The organism is Actinomycetota bacterium, assembly GCA_040881665.1.
Classification (GTDB): Bacteria; Actinomycetota; UBA4738; order UBA4738; family HRBIN12; genus JBBDWR01.
In genome coordinates, this window is record JBBECT010000004.1 from 600,613 (window position 1) to 617,545 (window position 16,933).

15 protein-coding genes are annotated in these 16,933 nt (G+C 68.4%); 5 read left to right on the forward strand and 10 right to left on the reverse strand.

The features are described from left to right. The first annotated feature begins 256 nt into the window (after window positions 1-256). On the forward strand, window positions 257-895 hold the full coding sequence (locus WEF05_03895; protein MEX1101038.1) for a hypothetical protein: 639 nt from the start codon (window positions 257-259) through the stop codon (window positions 893-895). A gap of 30 nt (window positions 896-925) precedes the next feature. Here the strand turns inward: WEF05_03895 and WEF05_03900 are convergent, their stop codons facing one another. Both WEF05_03900 and WEF05_03905 read right to left on the reverse strand, forming a co-directional pair. After that, complete coding sequence (locus tag WEF05_03900; GenBank protein MEX1101039.1) at window positions 926-1,762, reverse strand: class I SAM-dependent methyltransferase; 837 nt, start codon at window positions 1,760-1,762, stop codon at window positions 926-928. Further along, on the reverse strand, window positions 1,759-2,982 hold the full coding sequence (locus tag WEF05_03905) for a CoA transferase (protein MEX1101040.1): 1,224 nt from the start codon (window positions 2,980-2,982) through the stop codon (window positions 1,759-1,761). The genes WEF05_03900 and WEF05_03905 overlap by 4 nt, the downstream gene beginning before the upstream one ends. A 213-nt stretch (window positions 2,983-3,195) precedes the next feature. Here WEF05_03905 and WEF05_03910 point away from each other — a divergent pair, with 213 nt between their 5' ends. After that, window positions 3,196-3,849 carry a hypothetical protein gene (locus WEF05_03910; protein ID MEX1101041.1) on the forward strand — a complete coding sequence of 218 codons (654 nt, stop codon included), beginning with the start codon at window positions 3,196-3,198 and terminating at the stop codon, window positions 3,847-3,849. A gap of 6 nt (window positions 3,850-3,855) precedes the next feature. Here the strand turns inward: WEF05_03910 and WEF05_03915 are convergent, their stop codons facing one another. The 8 genes from WEF05_03915 to WEF05_03950 form a co-directional block, all read right to left on the reverse strand. Then, window positions 3,856-4,980: an ABC transporter ATP-binding protein gene (locus WEF05_03915; GenBank protein ID MEX1101042.1), complete on the reverse strand. Its 1,125-nt coding sequence runs from the start codon at window positions 4,978-4,980 to the stop codon at window positions 3,856-3,858. Further along, a complete protein-coding gene (locus tag WEF05_03920) occupies window positions 4,977-5,996 on the reverse strand; it encodes an ABC transporter ATP-binding protein (protein ID MEX1101043.1) in 1,020 nt (339 codons plus the stop codon). The genes WEF05_03915 and WEF05_03920 overlap by 4 nt, the downstream gene beginning before the upstream one ends. Before the next feature lie 2 nt (window positions 5,997-5,998). After that, window positions 5,999-6,961: an ABC transporter permease gene (locus tag WEF05_03925; GenBank protein ID MEX1101044.1), complete on the reverse strand. Its 963-nt coding sequence runs from the start codon at window positions 6,959-6,961 to the stop codon at window positions 5,999-6,001. Next, window positions 6,961-7,947, reverse strand: coding sequence for an ABC transporter permease (locus WEF05_03930; GenBank protein ID MEX1101045.1), 987 nt, complete (start codon window positions 7,945-7,947; stop codon window positions 6,961-6,963). The genes WEF05_03925 and WEF05_03930 overlap by 1 nt, the downstream gene beginning before the upstream one ends. Window positions 7,948-7,987: 40 nt before the next feature. Next, entirely contained in the window at window positions 7,988-9,802 is a 1,815-nt protein-coding gene (locus tag WEF05_03935) for an ABC transporter substrate-binding protein (GenBank protein MEX1101046.1), read from the reverse strand. A 75-nt stretch (window positions 9,803-9,877) separates the two neighbouring features. Then, complete coding sequence (locus WEF05_03940) at window positions 9,878-10,846, reverse strand: LD-carboxypeptidase (protein ID MEX1101047.1); 969 nt, start codon at window positions 10,844-10,846, stop codon at window positions 9,878-9,880. Between the two features lie 288 nt (window positions 10,847-11,134). Continuing rightward, window positions 11,135-12,265: a C45 family peptidase gene (locus WEF05_03945; GenBank protein ID MEX1101048.1), complete on the reverse strand. Its 1,131-nt coding sequence runs from the start codon at window positions 12,263-12,265 to the stop codon at window positions 11,135-11,137. Window positions 12,266-12,398: 133 nt separating this feature from the next. Beyond that, the gene (locus WEF05_03950) at window positions 12,399-13,385 is read right to left on the reverse strand and encodes a D-glycerate dehydrogenase (protein ID MEX1101049.1); all 987 of its coding nucleotides are present in this window, start codon (window positions 13,383-13,385) and stop codon (window positions 12,399-12,401) included. 133 nt (window positions 13,386-13,518) lie between these two features. Between WEF05_03950 and WEF05_03955 the strand changes: the two genes are divergently transcribed. From WEF05_03955 to WEF05_03965, 3 genes are all read left to right on the forward strand, one after another. Further along, window positions 13,519-14,055, forward strand: coding sequence for a GreA/GreB family elongation factor (locus tag WEF05_03955; protein MEX1101050.1), 537 nt, complete (start codon window positions 13,519-13,521; stop codon window positions 14,053-14,055). Window positions 14,056-14,207: 152 nt separating this feature from the next. Continuing rightward, window positions 14,208-14,837, forward strand: coding sequence for a CDP-alcohol phosphatidyltransferase family protein (locus tag WEF05_03960; GenBank protein MEX1101051.1), 630 nt, complete (start codon window positions 14,208-14,210; stop codon window positions 14,835-14,837). 399 nt (window positions 14,838-15,236) lie between these two features. Beyond that, a complete protein-coding gene (locus WEF05_03965) occupies window positions 15,237-16,637 on the forward strand; it encodes an FG-GAP repeat protein (protein ID MEX1101052.1) in 1,401 nt (466 codons plus the stop codon). Window positions 16,638-16,933: the final 296 nt, after the last annotated feature.

Sequence of the window (16,933 nt, forward strand, 5' to 3'; positions counted from 1 at the left end):
CCGGTCGAACCGCTCCCGGCGGCTCCGACCGACCCCGTGGCGAGCAGGACGCACACGAGGGCCGCCGTCGACCCCGATCGTCGGGGCCGTCGATAGCGGTTTCGCGAGGGCTGGGGGATCGTTCGCTCCCGTCATCGGGGCGGGCAAGGGCGCACCCTAACACCGAGATGCTTGCGAGAGCAATCCCTCGCGATCCGTGGGTGTTCGAGTCCGCGAAAGGGCCTGGCACGGCTCGCGAACGGTAGGGTCGTCCGTCATGCAGGACCACACGCGGCATCGCTGGCTGTGGCCCACCGTCGTCGTGGTCCTGATGCTCGGCGCCTTCGGGGTCGGCGCGTTGATCGCCTCCCGCACCGAGCTGTTCCCGCCGCAGGTCGACGGGGGCGCCGACGTCGTCGTGGATCCCGGGGCGAGTGCGTCGCCCACCGGAGGACCCGAGGGGCCGGCCGCGGCGTGGACCGGACGATTCGACAGCCGCACATCGCAGGCCTATCGGGAGGGTGTCTGCCGGACGAGCTGGGCGGGTGCATTGGCGTTCGAGGTCACGACCGAAGGAACGCTGACCGGCCGCGGCGAGGCGGTGCTGGGTGGCGATCCCGACTGTCCGTTCCCGCTGCGACAGCCGCAGGTGCGCAGCTACACGTTCGAGATCGAGGGCACGGTGCGAGGCGAGCGAGTGTCGATGGCGTGGGAACGGTTCCGTGCGGCGGGACGTGGACTCGTCGACCACGGGGGGTTCGGACCGACGATCGCCGACCCGGGAGTGCAGATCGACGCGCGAGCCCCAGGGGGCTCGGGCTCGACGACGTTCACGCTCGACGTGCCGACCGCGGAGGGTGTCGCCAGCGCCCGATCACGAACCCGCGTCGAGTTCGGCTGCGCCCAACGGTGCTGAGCGGCCGACCGGCGCCGGATCACCCGAGCGTCAGTTGCCGGTGTCCCACCAGAGGGTGACGAACGACGACGGCACCGCGGGACCTGCCGACCACAGGCCATCGTGGAGCGCGAGCCGGTTCCCGAGCGCCGCAGCGAGCTCGTCGTCACGATCCGCGGGCAGGCACAGACGCCGCCGGATCCAGGCGACGGCGGCCGCGCGCTCGACGAACCCGCCATGTGCGCGACGCTCGTGATCCTCGCGGCGCGGGTGGATCCCGAGCTCGAACAACACGTCGGCCAGGTCGTCCGCGGTGGGTCCACCGGGCATCTCGACGTCGTGGAAGGTGCTCCACAGGTCCCGCGTCCACGCGAGGGGGTGGACCTCGGTGATCTCGACGACGATCCGATGTCGGGTGTGTGTCGCGAGGGCCTCGACGAACGGCGCGATGTCGGGAACGTTGTAGAGGACGTGGTGGCACACGGCGACGTCGCACTCCGGCGCCCGTCCGGCGACGTCCGGCCAGCGACCCTCGATCGTGGTCGCCCCCACCCCCGCGAGCTCGCACGCCTCGGCGAAGGCGCGCAGCAGGTCCCACGACGGATCGACGCCGGTGAGATGCGAGGCACGCCCGGCGAGTGCGAGGGAGCTCGCACCTCCTCCGCACCCCACATCGAGTGCCGTTCCTCCGGCAGGGAGCGCCTCCAGGGCCCGGAGATCCGAGGAGCTCGGCCCCATCTTTCGCGCGGCCTCCGCCCGATGAACGAACAGCTCGCGTGGGAATCCGTACGGAGACTCGGGCGCCGCCGCGAGGATCGGCTCCGGGATCGAGAGGGAGGCGAGCGAACGCGCCCACCTATCCGCGGCGCTCGTCTCGGGCGGGCTCACGGTCGGTCGTCGAGTCGGTCGAGCTCGGCCAGTACCTCGTCCGTGTGCTCGCCGAGCAGCGGCGGCGGGCGAGGGGCGACCGGCGCGGTTCCCTGCAGGTGGATCGGCTCGCCTACCGATCGGAGCATCCCGCGTACGGGATCGTCGATCTGCTCGATCGTCGCCGCGCCTTCGGGCGTCGCGAACACCTCATCGAGCGCGAGGACCGGGGAACAGGGAACCCCTCGCGAAGTCAGCTCTTCGAGCCACGCCGTCGCCGTCCGGGTCGCGAAGGCGTCGCGCAGGATCGAGACGAGCGCCTCGCGGTTGCGCACACGTGCTTCGTTCGTCGCGAACCGCTCGTCACGCGCCAGCTCCGATCGGCTCATCGCATCGCACGTGCGCTCGAACAACCTGTCGTTGCCGGCGGCGAGCACGAACGGTCGGTCGGCAGCGGGGAACACCTGGTAGGGAACGATGTTCGGGTGCTCGGTTCCCATCGCCCGGGGAACCACCCCCCCGAGCAGATGGTTCGCCGCCTGATTGACCATCGCAGCGACGCTCGCCTCGAACAGCGACACGGTCAGTCGTTGCCCCCGGCCGGACACGTCGCGGCCCCGCAGCGCGGATTGGATCCCGTTCGCGGCGTAGAGGCCGGCCACGACGTCGAGGAGGGCGACACCGACCTTCACCGGTTCGCCACCGCGCTCGCCCGTGACGCTCATCAAGCCCGAGACGGCTTGCACGATGATGTCGTAGCCGGGGCGCGTGTCGTCGTCATGCTCGCCGAACGCGAGCAGCGAGCAGTATACGAGTCGCGGGAACCGCGCCCGGAGGTCGTCGTATCCCAGGCCCCAGCGCGACATCAGACCGGGGCGGAAGTTCTCGACGACGACATCGGCGCCGGCGATCAGTCGTTCCGCGGTGCGCCGCCCTTCGTCGGTCGTGAGGTCGACCGCGATCGATCGCTTGTTGCGGTTGAGCGAGAGGAAATACGCGGCGTCGTCGCCGACGAACGGTGGTCCCCAAGATCGGGTGTCGTCCCCGCCATCCGGGCGTTCGACCTTGATCACGTCCGCGCCGAGATCCGCGAGCACCATCGTCGCGAGCGGACCGGCGAGGATCCGCGTGAAGTCGGCTATCCGGACACCCTCGAGCGGTCGGGCCAGGGGTGGCGCACCGTCCGGAGGTCGGGGAGCGGCGCCGGTACCGGGGCGGGAGAACCCGTGGTCCTCCGGCACGCCTCGGTCGTCCTCCTGGGATGGTCGTGGGTCGGGATCCGCCGCGGGGCACATGAGTGGAGCCGCCGGAACCCGAAGGCCCCAACGGCTCCAATCACCATTATCGCCCCTCTCGCTGCTTCCGGTCAAGTCCGGATCGGGCCCTTCGGCGGCGCCTTCGGACGCAACGGGCGGGGGTGGCGGCGACGCTGGGAGGTCTGCAACGATGGAGCCATGAATCAGGAGAGCCTGGACCGTGCGAACGCGTTCCTGTCGGTCGTGGCATCGAGGACGGAACCCGGAGAGATCTCCCCGGTGACCCCTGCCGAGGTCGGCAAGGAGCTCGGGTTCGGCCCGCCCCTCGTCGCTGCTCGCGCCGTTCGCGCCCTCGTCTCGCGCAAGCGGATCGAGCAGATCCCTGGGGACGGCTACCGCCTCCTCGATCCGCGCCCGGTTGCTCCCGGAGAGCCCGAGTCGGTCATCCGCCCTCGGCGCCCGCGGAAGAAGAAGACGCGATCCGGCGAGGGCGGTGCGGCGGCGAACGGTTCGCGGTCGGAGGACGTCACGTACGGGGAGTTCGGCCGGGAGGTCGTCGATCGCGTGATCGATCTCGGCCGCGAGGTCGGCGAGCTACGGGGGAACCTGAAGTCCACGCGAGAGGAAGCGCGGGATGCCCGTGAGGCCAAGGCCGATGCAGAACGCCGGGCCGTCGAGCTCGGCGCCCGCGTTCGAGAGCTCGAGGCACGAGCGGAGATGGCCGAGAGCAACCTGCGCACCCTGCTGGCGACCGCTCGTGGCGCGGGGCGGGGCGACGATGCCCCGGTCGCGGCGAACGAGATGGAAGCGATCCTCGGCGTGCTCAAGGGTGACGGCGGCGCCCCGGCCTGAGCCGGGTCAGACGTCGTCGATCAACGGCTCGGACGTCGCTCCCGGCTCCCCGTTCGGCACCGATGCCGACACGCCGGCGCCACCGGTGACGAACGCCAGGTGGCAGGCCGTGAAGTGCCGCTCGCGCAGTTCCTTGGGGAACACATCCTGTTCCCCGCACGCTCCCTCGACCCCCGCACGCGCCGCGTCACCGTTCACGACCGCCGGGCAGCGAGGATGGAAGCGGCACCCCTCGGGGATCCGTGTCGGATCGGGCGGCTCGCCGGTGAGGTAGGGACGTTCGGTCGCGTCTCCCGTGTCGGTGATGACGGCAAGCAGCGCCTTCGTGTACGGGTGGAGCGGCGCGGTGAGGACGTCTTCGGCGGGGCCTATCTCGACGATCCGCCCGAGATACATCACCGCGACGCGATCGGCGATCGTCCATGCCAGGCCGAGGTCGTGGGTGACGATCAGGATCGTGATCTGCAACTCGTCCCGCAGCTTCAGCAACAGCGACAGGATCTCGCCCCGGACCGAGGCGTCGAGGTTCGAGACCGGCTCATCGGCCACGATCACCTCGGGATCGAGCGCCAGCGCCCCGGCGATCACGACGCGCTGGCGTTGCCCTCCGGAAAGCTCATGCGGGTAGAGCAGGTAGAACCGCTCGGGTGGGCGCAGTCCCGCCCGCGAGAGAGCGCGCGCGACGAGTTCCTCTTCGTTGCCGGGAACCTTGTGGATCCGGAGTCCCTCGGCCACGATCTCGTAGATCGTCTTGCGGGGGTTCAGCGATCCGGTGGGATCCTGAAACACCATCTGCACGCGGCGCCGATAGTCGCGCAAGCCGCGACCTCCCATGTCCAGCTGCTTGCCCTCGAAGCCGATCGTTCCCGCGTTCGGTTTGATCAACCCCATGATCGCGCGCGCGAGCGTCGTCTTGCCGCAGCCGGATTCGCCTGCGAGGGCGAGGATCTCGCCGCGGCGGATGTCGAGGTCGACGCCGTCGACGGCTCGAGCTTCGCTGCCGCCGCGGCCCAGCACACCGGAGAGCAGCCCGACCCGGCCCGAGAAGCTGACCTTGAGGTCGCGGACGGAGATCAGTGCATCCGTGGGGACCGCCGTGCCACCGCCGGACGCGATCCGTGTGTCGCTCATCGGGCATCACCGGCGTCCGAGGAGACGGGTGGTGGAGATCCACCGGCGGTCGCGAGTGCTCCCTCGACCCGGAGGCACGCCGCCCGGCGGTTCGTACCGGCGGAGTAGAGCTGCGGATCGATCCGGTGGCAGTCGTCGAAGACCTCCGGACACCGCGGGTTGAAGGTGCAGCCCTCCGGGAGCTTCTGCGGATCCGGTGGGTCTCCCCCGAGCCCCATCGGCCGCCCGCGGAACCGTTGATCGCCGATCTCTGGGAACGCTGCCGCGAGGGCCTTGGTGTACGGGTGCGCCGGCGTCTTGAAGACGTCCTTGGCGGGCCCTTGCTCGACGATACGACCCGCGTACATGACCGAGAGGTGGTCGGAGACCTCGATGAGGACCGACAGGTCATGGGTGATGAAGAGCATCGCCAGGCCGAGGTCCCGCTGCAGTTCCTTCAACAGCCGGAGCACCTGCGCCTGGACCATCACGTCGAGCGCCGTGGTCGGCTCGTCGGCGATGATGAGACTGGGATTGCATGCCAGGGCCATCGCGATCATCACGCGCTGCTTCTGCCCGCCCGACATCTCGTGGGGATAGTCGAGGATCCGCCGCGGCGGCAGCCCGACCTGTTCGAGGAGCGCACCCACCCGCACCATCGCTTCCTTCTCCCCGGCCTGCTGGTGCACGGTGATCGCTTCGGCGATCTGCTCGCCCACCCGTCGGACGGGGTTCAGCGCGTGAAGGGCCCCCTGGAAGATGATCGAGGCACCCGTCCACCGCACGGCCCGCAGGCGTCCCGGCTTCATCGCGAGCACGTCGTCGCCGTCGAGCACGATCGAACCCTCGACTTTCGCGTCCTTGGGGAGCAGGCGCAGGATCGAAGCGGCGATCGTGGACTTGCCGCAGCCGGATTCGCCGGCGAGGCCGAGCACCTCTCCCCGTTCGATCGACAGGTCGACGCCGCGAACGGCCGGCACGCCGCCTCCGCCCGTCGAGTAGGTGATGTGCAGGTCCTCGATGTCCAGGATGCTCATGCTCACCGCTTCCGAAGTTTGGGGTTGATGATCTCGTCGAGCGCGAATCCGATCAGCGTGAACGCCAACACGACGGCGCTGATGCAGGCCCCCGGGAACGCGAGCCACCACCACCAACCCGCCGTCGCAGCCTGTCCACTCGAGGCCTGCTCCAGGATCTGTCCCCACGTCACTCGGGTCGGATCGCCGAGCCCGAGGAACGACAGCGCTGATTCGGACAGGATCGCGATCGCGACGATCAGCACCGCGTTGGCCATCACGATCGGCATCACGTTCGGCAGGATGTGACGGGAGATGATGTGCCAATTCGAGGCGCCGAGCGCCCGGGCCCGCTCGACGTAGTTCCGTTCCCGCACCGAGAGCGCTTGCGCGCGCACCAGGCGCGCCGTGCTGGGCCAGGTGGTCACCCCGATCACGAGCACGATCACGAACAGCGAGGTGCCGAAGATCGACGCGAGGACGACCGCGAGCACGAGCCAGGGGATCGCGAGGCCCCAGTCGGTCACACGCATCAGCACGACATCGGTCGCCCTGCCCCGGTAGCCGGCCACGATGCCCACCAGGGTGCCGATCACCATCGTGATGACGGTCGCGGAGAGCCCGACGAGCAGGGAGACCGGGGTTCCGTGGATCACGAGGGTGAGGACGCTTCGCCCGCTCTCGTCCGTGCCCATCGGATAGTCCAGGCTCGGCGGCGCGCCGATCGGCCCCTCCGCGTTGATCCGTTCGGTTCCGGTCTCGTCGGCGAACAATGCGAAGATCGCCACCGCGACGAAAAGAACCAGGATGGTCAGGCCGAGCATCCCCAGCTTGTCCTTGCGGAACGCGTGCCAGAACCGGAGGGCGGCGGCTCGACGCCGGGTCCACGCGATCTTCCGCGGCGATCCGGGTTCGAGCGACGCAGGAGGGAGGGGATCCCCCGTCAGGGGTGTCTCGACGTCGGTGTGGAGCGGGGGCGTCTGCATCAGGCCTCCCGCACGCGCGGATCGAGGTAGGCATACAGCAGGTCGCTCGCGAGGTTCGCCAGGATGATCGCAGCGGTGCTGAACAGGAAGATGCCCTGGAGGAGCCAGTAGTCGCTGGCTTGGATCGCGGTGTAGGTGAGCAGCCCCAGCCCTTGGTAACCGAAGACGACCTCGACCGTGATCGCACCCCCGAGGACATAGCCCAGGCTCAATGCGACGAGGGTTACCGTCGGGAGCAGCGCGTTGCGAACGGCATGCCGCCGCAGCACCATCCGCTCCTTGACACCCTTGGCCCGCGCGGTCGTGATGTACTCCTCGCCCAGGACGTCGATCAAGGATGACCGCATCACGAGGTAGTACTCACCGAGGTAGGCGAGCGACAGGGTGAGGGCAGGCAGGAACAGGTGGTGGGCCATGTCGGCGATGTAGCCGAAGGTACCGAGACTCGACGAGTCCAAGGAGATCCGACCCGACACCGGGAACCACCCGAGCGTCGAGGAGAACAGCAACAGCAACAGCATCCCGAGCCAGAACTCGGGCATCGAGTACAGCAGCAGGGAACTCCCCATCGAGAACCGGTCGAACGCGCCTCCGCGGTTCCACCCCGAACGGATCCCCATCCAGATCCCGAACACCGTGGACACGATCGTCGCGACACCCACCAGCAGCAGGGTCGGCCACAGGAACCGGAGGAACACGTCGAGCACGGGCTCGCCCTGGTAGAAGCTCGAGAGTCCGAGGTCGCCCCGGAGCGTATCCCCGGCGAAATCGCTGAACTGCCCCCACGTGGACTTGTCGAGCCCGTAGTTGCGGATGATGTCCTGTCGTTCGGCGAGGCTGAGCTGCGCGCCCTGCCCCCGGGTCAGGAAGCTGACCGGGTCTCCCGGTGACCAGACCCGGAACAGGAAGAAGTTGAAGATCGTCACGGCAACGAGGGTGAGGAGCGCCTGGCCCACCTTCTTGAAGACGTAGCGGCGCGTCCCCACCCCTGTTGCCTACCTCTCCTTCGCCCCGACCCTCAGCGGATCAGGCCTCGTCCTCGTCGCGGCGCCGACGGTTCATCGTGACCCCGACGATGATCGCGACGACGACCACCGCGGCGATGATCCCGATGATCAGCCCCGTATTGCCGCCACCGTCGTCACCGCCGGCCGTCGATGCCGACACGGGGTGGACGTTCCGGTACGAGTACGTGCCGTACTGGAACACCAGGTACCCCTGCGGCTCGGGCTGCTCGACGAACCCGGTCCAGGAGTTGTTGTACGCCTGGAGCGTGCTCTCGTAGTACAGGACGATCTCCGGCTTGTCGTCGTAGAGGATCTGCTGCATCTCGTCGGTGATCGCCCGGCGCTCTTCGACCGTCGCGGCCTTCCGCTGCTCGTCGTAGAGCTTGTCGTACTCCGGGTTCGAGTAACATGTGTCACTCCAGACACCGCACTGACCCTCCGTGTACGTGGAGAGCTGGAAGTCCGGGTCGGGTTCGACACCCCATCCCCAGATGTACATGTCGTAGTCGTTCGCGTACCAGATGTCCGTGAGCTTCGTGTCGGTCACCGGCTGGGTCTCGGTCCCGATCCCGATCTCCGCGAGCCATGCGGTGATGTACTCACCGGCCTTGATCGTGTCCGGGTTCTCGGTCCGCACGATGAACCGCATGTTGAGCGGCTCGCCGCCGCCCGGCATCTCGCGAACGCCGTCACCGTCGGTGTCCTCGTACCCGGCCTCGTCGAGGATCCGGTTCGCCTCCTCGAGGTCCTGGGTGTAGGGGTTCTCCGGCTCGAAGTGCCACTTGTTGGTGCTCAGCGTGACGGTGGTGCCAGGCACGCCGTAGCCGCGCCGGACCTGATCGACGAGCTGTTGCTTGTCGATCGACAGCGCGATCGCGTCGCGCACGTCCTGGTCGAGCAACGCCGGGTGCCCGGTGCTCGGGTTGTCGGCGCAGTACTCCACCTCGTCGGTGCACTGGTTCATCGACATCTGGATGAAGTAACTCTGACCCGCCTCATGCAGGGTGATGTTCGGCTCGTTCGCCAGCGACGGTGCGAGGTTCACCGGGATCGAGTCGGCGAAATCGATGTCTCCGGCCTTCAACGCCTCGACCATCGACTCCTCGTTCTTGAAGACCTGGAACCGGAGCTCGTCGATGATCGGACCACCGTCGATATAGTCGGGGTTGGCCTCCAGGATCCAGAACTCGCCGCGTTCCCACTCCGTCATGTGGAACGGACCCGAGGTGATCGGGGAGGGATCCTCGAACCCCTTCCACTTGTTGATCGCCTCCTTGTCGGCGAACTGACTGAACAGCGACTCCGGGAGGATGAAGATGTAAGGGGGGTACAGGGGTGCGCCGGTCGGCTCGGTCGTCTTCCAGATCAGCGTGTCGTCGTCCTCGGCAACGATCTCGTCGGTGAACGGCAGGTAGTCGCTGAACGCGCCGAACTCCTCGTCGAGGATCAGGTTGTAGGTGAAGGCCACGTCGTGCGCGGTGACGGGAGTGCCGTCCGACCACGTCTGTCCCGGGCGGATCTCGAAGGTCCAAGTGAGGCCGTCTTCGCTGCGCGTAGGCAGCTCCGCCACCTCCGGGATCGGGTCCATCGTCTTCTGGTCGAAGCCGAGCAGCAGGTTGTACTGCGCTCCCGCCGCCTCGTACTCGGGGGTCTCGATCATCTTCAGGGGGTTGAAGGTGATGGCATCGTTCACCATGCCCACGGTGAAGGTCACCTTCTCGCCGCTGTCTGCCGGGGTCTCCTCCTGCGCCAGGGCGGTGCCCGCGGCCGTGATGATCGCCGCGGTCATCGCCATGACCAAGAGGGTCGCGCCGGCACGGATGTTCTTACGCATCGCGTGTCCTCCTCTGCCCTCGTTCCCTGACGTGCCCGATCCCCCGTTCCCAGGGGGGTGGTTCCCTGTACCTATCTACGTCGCGCCTCGTAGCGCGGGTTCGCCGACCACGAGGCTGCGTGCATCGGCGTCCAACGTCGCCTTCACCCCGAGGGGGAGGGTCGCGAGATGCTTCCCGTGCCCGAGCGGGAGCTTGTATAGCACGGGTACCCCGAGGGGTTCTAGGCGTTCTTCCAGCACGTCTTCGAGGCTCCGGGTCCGGGGAGCCTCCGGCCGCTGCTCGCTCCAATCGCACCTGGCCATGTCCCCGACGACGACGCCGGCCACCCCCTCGAGCTTCCCGGCCTGGCCGAGGTGCCAGAGCATGCCGTCGACGATGTAGGGGGGTGAGTCCACGTCCTCGAAGAACAGGATGCACCCTTCCGCGGAGAACTCCCAGCGGGTTCCGAGGCTGTGCTGCAGCAGCCAGAGGCACCCACCCACCAGGGGGGCGGTGACCTTCCCGCCGACGATCGTCCGACGGTACGGGTCATCGGGGTCCGCGGGCACCTCGCCGGAACCGTCGCCTTGGAAGTACTTCACGTGGTACTCGCGGTCCCACTCCGGGCGATCGGCGTCGCCCATGCTCTGCAGGTTCAACCCATAGAACGTCGCGAGCCCGCTCTCTCCGCGGATCGCGAGATGGAGCGCGGTGATGTCGGAGTAACCGACGAACGGCTTCGGGTTGTCCCGGATCACATCGAAGTCGATGTGGGGCAACAGGTGGGCGGCACCGTAACCACCCGTCGAGCACTGGACGAGGTCCACCTCGGGGTCCGCGAACATCGCCGTCAGATCGTCGGCACGGTGATTCGCGGGACCGGACACGTAGTCGTCTCGCTCCCAGAAGTGGTCGGAGAGCTTGACGCGGAACCCCTTGGACTCCCACCACTCGATCCCTCGGAGCACGTCCGATCGGTTGAACCACGGCCCGGAGGGAGCGGGAACCCCGATCGTTCCCCCGTCGGGCAGAGGAACGCCGAAACGGTCCGCCGCGACCTGCATCGTCAAGCCCTCGTTCCCCCTCGTTCTCGGTGTTCTCGGTCGCCGACCGGGCGGTCGCGCCCTCGAGACACCCGGACGTCCCTCACCCGGCCCCCCTCCCCCCCGGAGCCCGTGGCCGGGAGAGGATCGATCCGTGCGTTCGACGGGTTCGCCGGCCGAATCAGGCGATCCGTCCGGCGTCAGACCCGATCGGACCCGGATTATTCAGCAACCGGCCGCCGCGCGCTACCCCTCCTTCCCGGCAACGACCGCCGGGCAGGCGGGGGTGCGGTCGGAAACCCCGTGAGGTTAGTCGTTGAGCACGGCCGCGAGGTCGATCTCTTGGTACGGGGTTTCGCACGGGTTCCCTGGGGCAACCCACATCCGGCCGCTCTCGAGCTCGGCGACCATCGAGAACATCACGGCGGACGCCTCTTCGCCCTCGTCGGGGTCGGGGTGCAGGCAGATCGCCTGGGGGTCGGATCCATGGTCGGTGAGGATCCCCATCACGTCTTGAACCGTCGTCGGGCGACGTTCAGCGAGCAGATCATCGATGCGCCCCAAGCGCGCCGCGCTCCCCTCGGAGGGTGCCGGCGCGATCGCCGCCAGGCCGGGGTCGCGGTAGTGGTTCGTGTGCGCTCCGGGTCCTGTCATCACCGCTTCGCGCGTTGCGGTCGTTTCGATCGTGACGGCATCGCCGCCCCGGAACCCAAGGACGTGTCCATAGCCGCCTGCTCGCCCCGCAACGCCGGCCTTCGCGATCGCGTCCTCGCGATCGCGAGCTGTCAGGGTGGAACGAGAGACCATCACCCGCGGGATCCCCGGGCCGTCGTCCGACGCCGTGAGCGACCCGATCCCTTGTGCTGCACCGTACCCGTTCGCTCCCACCGCAGGGAGGCAGCACACGACGGTGGGCGAGATGACCGGAACGTCGTCGCCGGGAACGTCGACGACGACGGCCACGTTGTCGAGGTCACCCGCGAGCCAGTGTTCGTTGTGCGCGACGATCGTCGATCCGGGAACCGACACGGTGAAGCTCGAGCAGTGCTCTGACCGTCCCGCCGCACCCTCGGTCGCCGGGAGCGAGGGCGGCGCGGTGTAGCCCTCCTTGCGTTGGAGGAACAGGAGTTCACCCTCGGGGGATTCCAGGAGCGGTTCCAGTTCCTCGAACGCGTTGACCGCGAACAGTTCGAGGACCGGCACCATCGCTCCCGCGGACATCCCCTTGAGAACCTCCATCGACGAGGGGTAGGTCGTCTCGGCGGCGGAGAGGTACGGCGTCAACAGCTCGGTCAACTCCGACGAGGACACCCCCCGCTTGTGGAGGTACCGATGGTAGAAGTCGATCGAGGTGTTCAGAAGGTCGCGCAGCTCCGACCCCACGATCGAGCCCCGCGTGAAGGGGTCCCCTTCCGCCCGTACGAGCCTGAGTTCGGCCACGATCCTCCTCGTCGCTTGGGGGTGCTGCAGCCGTGCCTTCGAAGGGCAGGCGAAACCCCTCCAAGTGTCATCGGCGCGTTCGGCCCCTGTGCTGAGCGGAGGCGGGAGGGTTCCGCCGCCGTGCCCTTTCAGCTCAGGCGTCGAGTACCTGAGGATTGAGCACGGTCGGGGGCCGGGTGCCGTCGAAGGCCGCGAACACGTTGTCGACTGCGAGATTTCCCATCGCGTCGCGCGTGTCGAAGGTCGCGCTGCCCAGGTGGGGGATCACGACGGCGTTCTCCAGCTCCAGCAGGGCCGGCTCCACCTCCGGCTCCTTCTCGAACACGTCCAGGCCGGCCGCGAAGATCTCGCCGGCGCCGAGCGCCTCGGCGAGCGCCGCCTCGTCGACGACGGGACCTCGCGAGGTGTTCACGAGCACCGCCGTGTCCTTCATCCGCCCGAACTGCTGCTTACCGAACAGGTGTCGGGTCTCCGGCGTGAGGTTCGTATGGATCGAGATGAAGTCGGACTCTACGAGCAGATCGTCGAAGTCGCGGCGCTCTGCTCCGAGAGGCTCCGTGACGTCGGCCGGCAGCTCGATCGCGTCGTGGTACAGCACGCGCATCCCGAACCCGTTCGCTCGCCGTGCGACCGCCTGGCCGATCCGTCCGAAACCGACGATACCGATCGTCTTGTGATGCAGGTCCTGCCCGAGCATCATCAACGGACCCCAGATCCACCGCGGTCTGGCACGCAGGAACCGCTCGCCCTCGCCGACACGCCGCGCGGCTGTCATCAGCAGAGCGAACGCGGTGTCGGCGGTCGTCTCCGTAAGGACGTCGGGCGTGTTCGTCGCCATCACGCCGGCAGCGGTGCAGTCCTCGAGCACGATGTTGTCGAACCCGACCGCGTGGTTGGCCACGATCTTCAGCCGCGAGCCCGCCGCCCTCAGGAACTCGGCGTCGACCTTCTCGGTGAGCATCGTGATCACGGCGTCGTACCCGCTCACCACATCGAGCAGCTCCTCCCGCGGGATCCCGAACTCGTTGTGGTGGACCGTGAGATCGCAGCGTTCCTCGAGGCGCCGCGTGGGTTCGGGCATGATCGGTCGGGTCACGAGGACCTTCGGTCGCTGGCTCATCGGTTCCCTCCGTGGGTCGGTCGTCGCCGCCGGTTCGTGCCGGGACGCTACGGAGGTCGCCTCACGCGAGTCAAATCCCGTTCGCGGCCGCCGGTCGGGTTCGGACCGGGCGCTGCTAGCATCGCTAACTCCCATGGATCTGCCCGAGGAACTGCGCAATCGTCCACCCCGCAAGGCGGGCCAGGAACCCACAGCCAGCTTGACGCTCGATGCCTACGGCAGGCTCAAGCATGAGCTGGACGGCCTCGCGGTCGACGGCCGCGAGCACATCGCCGACCGGCTGAAGGCCGCGCGCGAGCACGGCGACATCCGTGAGAACGCCGAGTACGACGCCGCGAAGAACGAGCAGGGGCTCATGGAGGCGAGGATCCGCCAGCTCAGGGAGATCCTGCGCGACCCGGAGATCGTGGAGACGCCGGCCGCCGCCGATGCGCTCGGTCCCGGGATGCTCGTCACCCTGCGACCCCTCGATGACGACGAGCCGGACGATGAGCTGTACCTGCTCGCCGAATCGAAAGAGGAACGGGCGTCGGGCGCGAGGACGGTGACGACGACGTCGCCGCTCGGCAAAGCTCTCGTGGGTGCCGCCGTCGACCAGGAGGTCGTCTACGAGGCACCGGGAGGCAACTTCCGGTACGTCGTGGTCGGTTTCGAGCCCCACACGGGCTGACGATCCGGGCCTGACTCCGCACGAGCGGCCGGGTCCTCGGTCGATGCCGACACGGGTAGTCTGGCGCCGCGATGTCCGACGAGCGCCCCCGGCCCCGAACCCGTCGATCCGGCGAGCACGGCCGGACGGAACCGCCGCCACGAGTGCGGGACATGCCCGCTCCGCGCCCGAACGAGAGCGTCGCGGCCCCGTTCCTCCGCCGCACCCTGTTGTGGCCCTATCGCGTGGTCCTCGCCGCGCTGCTCCGCCTCGGTGCGCGTCCGTGGCACCTCACGCTGGCCTCCGTTGCCCTCTCGGCCGCCGCCGCCGTGGGGATCGTGACCGGGCGATGGGTGATCGCGGCGATACTCGTGCTGCTCAGCGGGATGTGCGACGTGTTCGACGGCAGCGTTGCTCGCTACCGCGGCGAGCAGCGCCGTTCCGGGGCGTTCCTGGATTCGGTGCTCGACCGCGTGTCGGACATGATCCTGTTCGGGAGTCTGTTCTGGGCGTTGTCCGCGGAGGGCAAGGAGCTCCAGGCAGCGCTCGCGCTGGTCACGCTGGTCGTTTCGCTGCTCGTGAGTCACCTGCGAGCCGAGGCCGAGGCGGCCGGCGTCGAGCTGACCGAAGGCGTGTTCCAGCGACTCGAGCGGGTGCTCGCGCTGATGGTCGGTCTGCTGATCCCGGGCGCGATGCTGGTGGTCCTGGTGCTCCTTTCGGTCCTCGGAGCGGCCACGGTCATCCAGCGTGTATGGACGGCGTTCTCGAGACTCGCGAGGAAGGGTCGGGCCGACCCCGCCTGACGAATCGGGGGTTGCAACTGCTCGGCGCGACGGCCTACCGTCGGTTCCTCGATGCGTCGTTGGGCGGCGACCTTCACGGTGGTGGCCTGCCTCGGACTCCTCGTCGGGGTAGGAGTCGTTCTCGCCGAAGCGGCTGACGAAACGCCGACCTGCGACACCTCCCCGAGCCCCACCGACTCCCCGAGCCCCACCGACTCCCCGAGCCCCACCGACTCCCCGAGCCCCACCGACTCCCCGACGACCTGTCCGAGCCCCACTCCGAGTCCGAGCCCGTCTCCCACAACGGTCCCTCCGGGTGTCGGGGTCTCCTCAGACTTCAACGGGGACGGCTATGCGGATGTGGCCGCCGGGACCCCTCGCGAGAACATCGGGACGAATGTGGACGCTGGATCGGTCACCGTGCTCTATGGCTCAGAGGAGGGGCTCCGCGGCGTTGGCTCGCAACTCTGGCACGAGGGCTCGTCGGGTGTTCCGGGGAAGCCGATCGCGGGCGATCTCTTCGGGTTCGCTTTGGCGTCCGGGGATCTCGACGCCGATGGGTTCGCCGACCTTGCGATCGGCTCGCCGTTCGACGACCCACGCTCGCTGCGCAACGCGGGCTCGATCAACGTTCTGTACGGGAGTACTGAAGGGCTGCAGGTCGATCGCGCGCGACAGTTGTCGCAAGACACGGTAGGCCTCCCCGACTTCGCGGAGGAGGGAGACCGGTTCGGTCATTCGCTCGCCGCTACCGACCTGAATGCCGACGGGTTCGTCGATCTCGGTGTCGGCTTGCCGGGGGAGAGCCTCCCGGCCGCGTCGGGGATCGTTCAGAAGAACGCGGGGGGACTCCAGGTGCTCTTCGGTGGTGCGTCGGGACTCACGACATCGGGAGCGGTGCTCCTGTCGCAGGCCAGCCGCGGAGTTCCCGACGACCCCGAACCCGGCGACGGCTTCGGATCGACGATCGAAGCCGGAGACCTCGACGGGGATGCGCATGGAGACGTCATGGTCGGTGCCCCGTCGGAGGACGTCGGCGGAGCGATCGACGCGGGAGCCACCACGGTCATCCCCGGCGCCGACGAGGGAGTCCGCTCGATCGATGCGTCGATGCTGCATCAGGGGAAGCCGGGTGTCGCCGAGAGGCCGGAGGGGGGGGATCTCTTCGGCTGGACGATCACCGTCGGGGACCTGAGCGGTGACGGTCGGGACGAGTTGGTCGTGGGCGTCCACGGGGAAGGCGTTTCCGGGGTCGGTCGCGCAGGAGCGATGCACGTGTTCCCCGGCGCGGAGGGAGGAGTGAGCCGGGCCGGCTCGGCGCTCTGGCACCAGGACGTCGAAGGGGTCGAAGGGACTGCGGGCAACGCCGACGCGTTCGGCAAAGCCCTCGCCGCCGGGGATCTCAACGGGGACGGGCTGGACGATCTCGCCGTGGGGGCGAGGTACGACGACGAGGGAGGAGTCCCCGGCGCGGGTGTCGTGCACGTCCTCTACGGTTCCCCGACGGGGCTGACCACGACGGGATCGCAACTGTGGAACCAGGGGATGACCGGATCGGATCTGACAGGAGATGGCAAGGACCACTTCGGGAACATCCTGGCGATCGCCTCGCTGCGAGGTGACGCGATCGCCTCGCTCCTGATCGGCGCGCACTTCGAGTCGTACGCCGGTCATGCGCACGCCGGTGTGTTGCACGTGCTCCCTGGCGCGGCCGGTGGAGTCACCGTGTCAGGCACTCAGCTGTGGACCCAGGACTCGACCGACGTGCCCGAGGAGATCGACGGAAACGATTTCTTCCCGTTCTCGCTCACCGGTCACTGAGCCTGCTGGATCGCTCCCGGAGGAGTGACTAGTCGATTCTACTTGCGCCCATCGGCGTATGCCGAATAGCGTTGTTGCTCGATGCGTCGCTCCATGCTGGCTCTCGTGGCGGTCGCCCTCTGTGCGCTCCTCATCGGTGCGGGCGCCGCCATGGCCGACATCTCGAACAACAAGCCCCCCTGCCCGCATCCTCCCTGGGCGGGGGAGGAGGCGGTGGGCCGGATCCGACCCCCACACCCAGCCCGAGCCCAAGCCCGACCCCCAGCCCTACCCCCAGCCCGAGTCCGAGCCCAAGC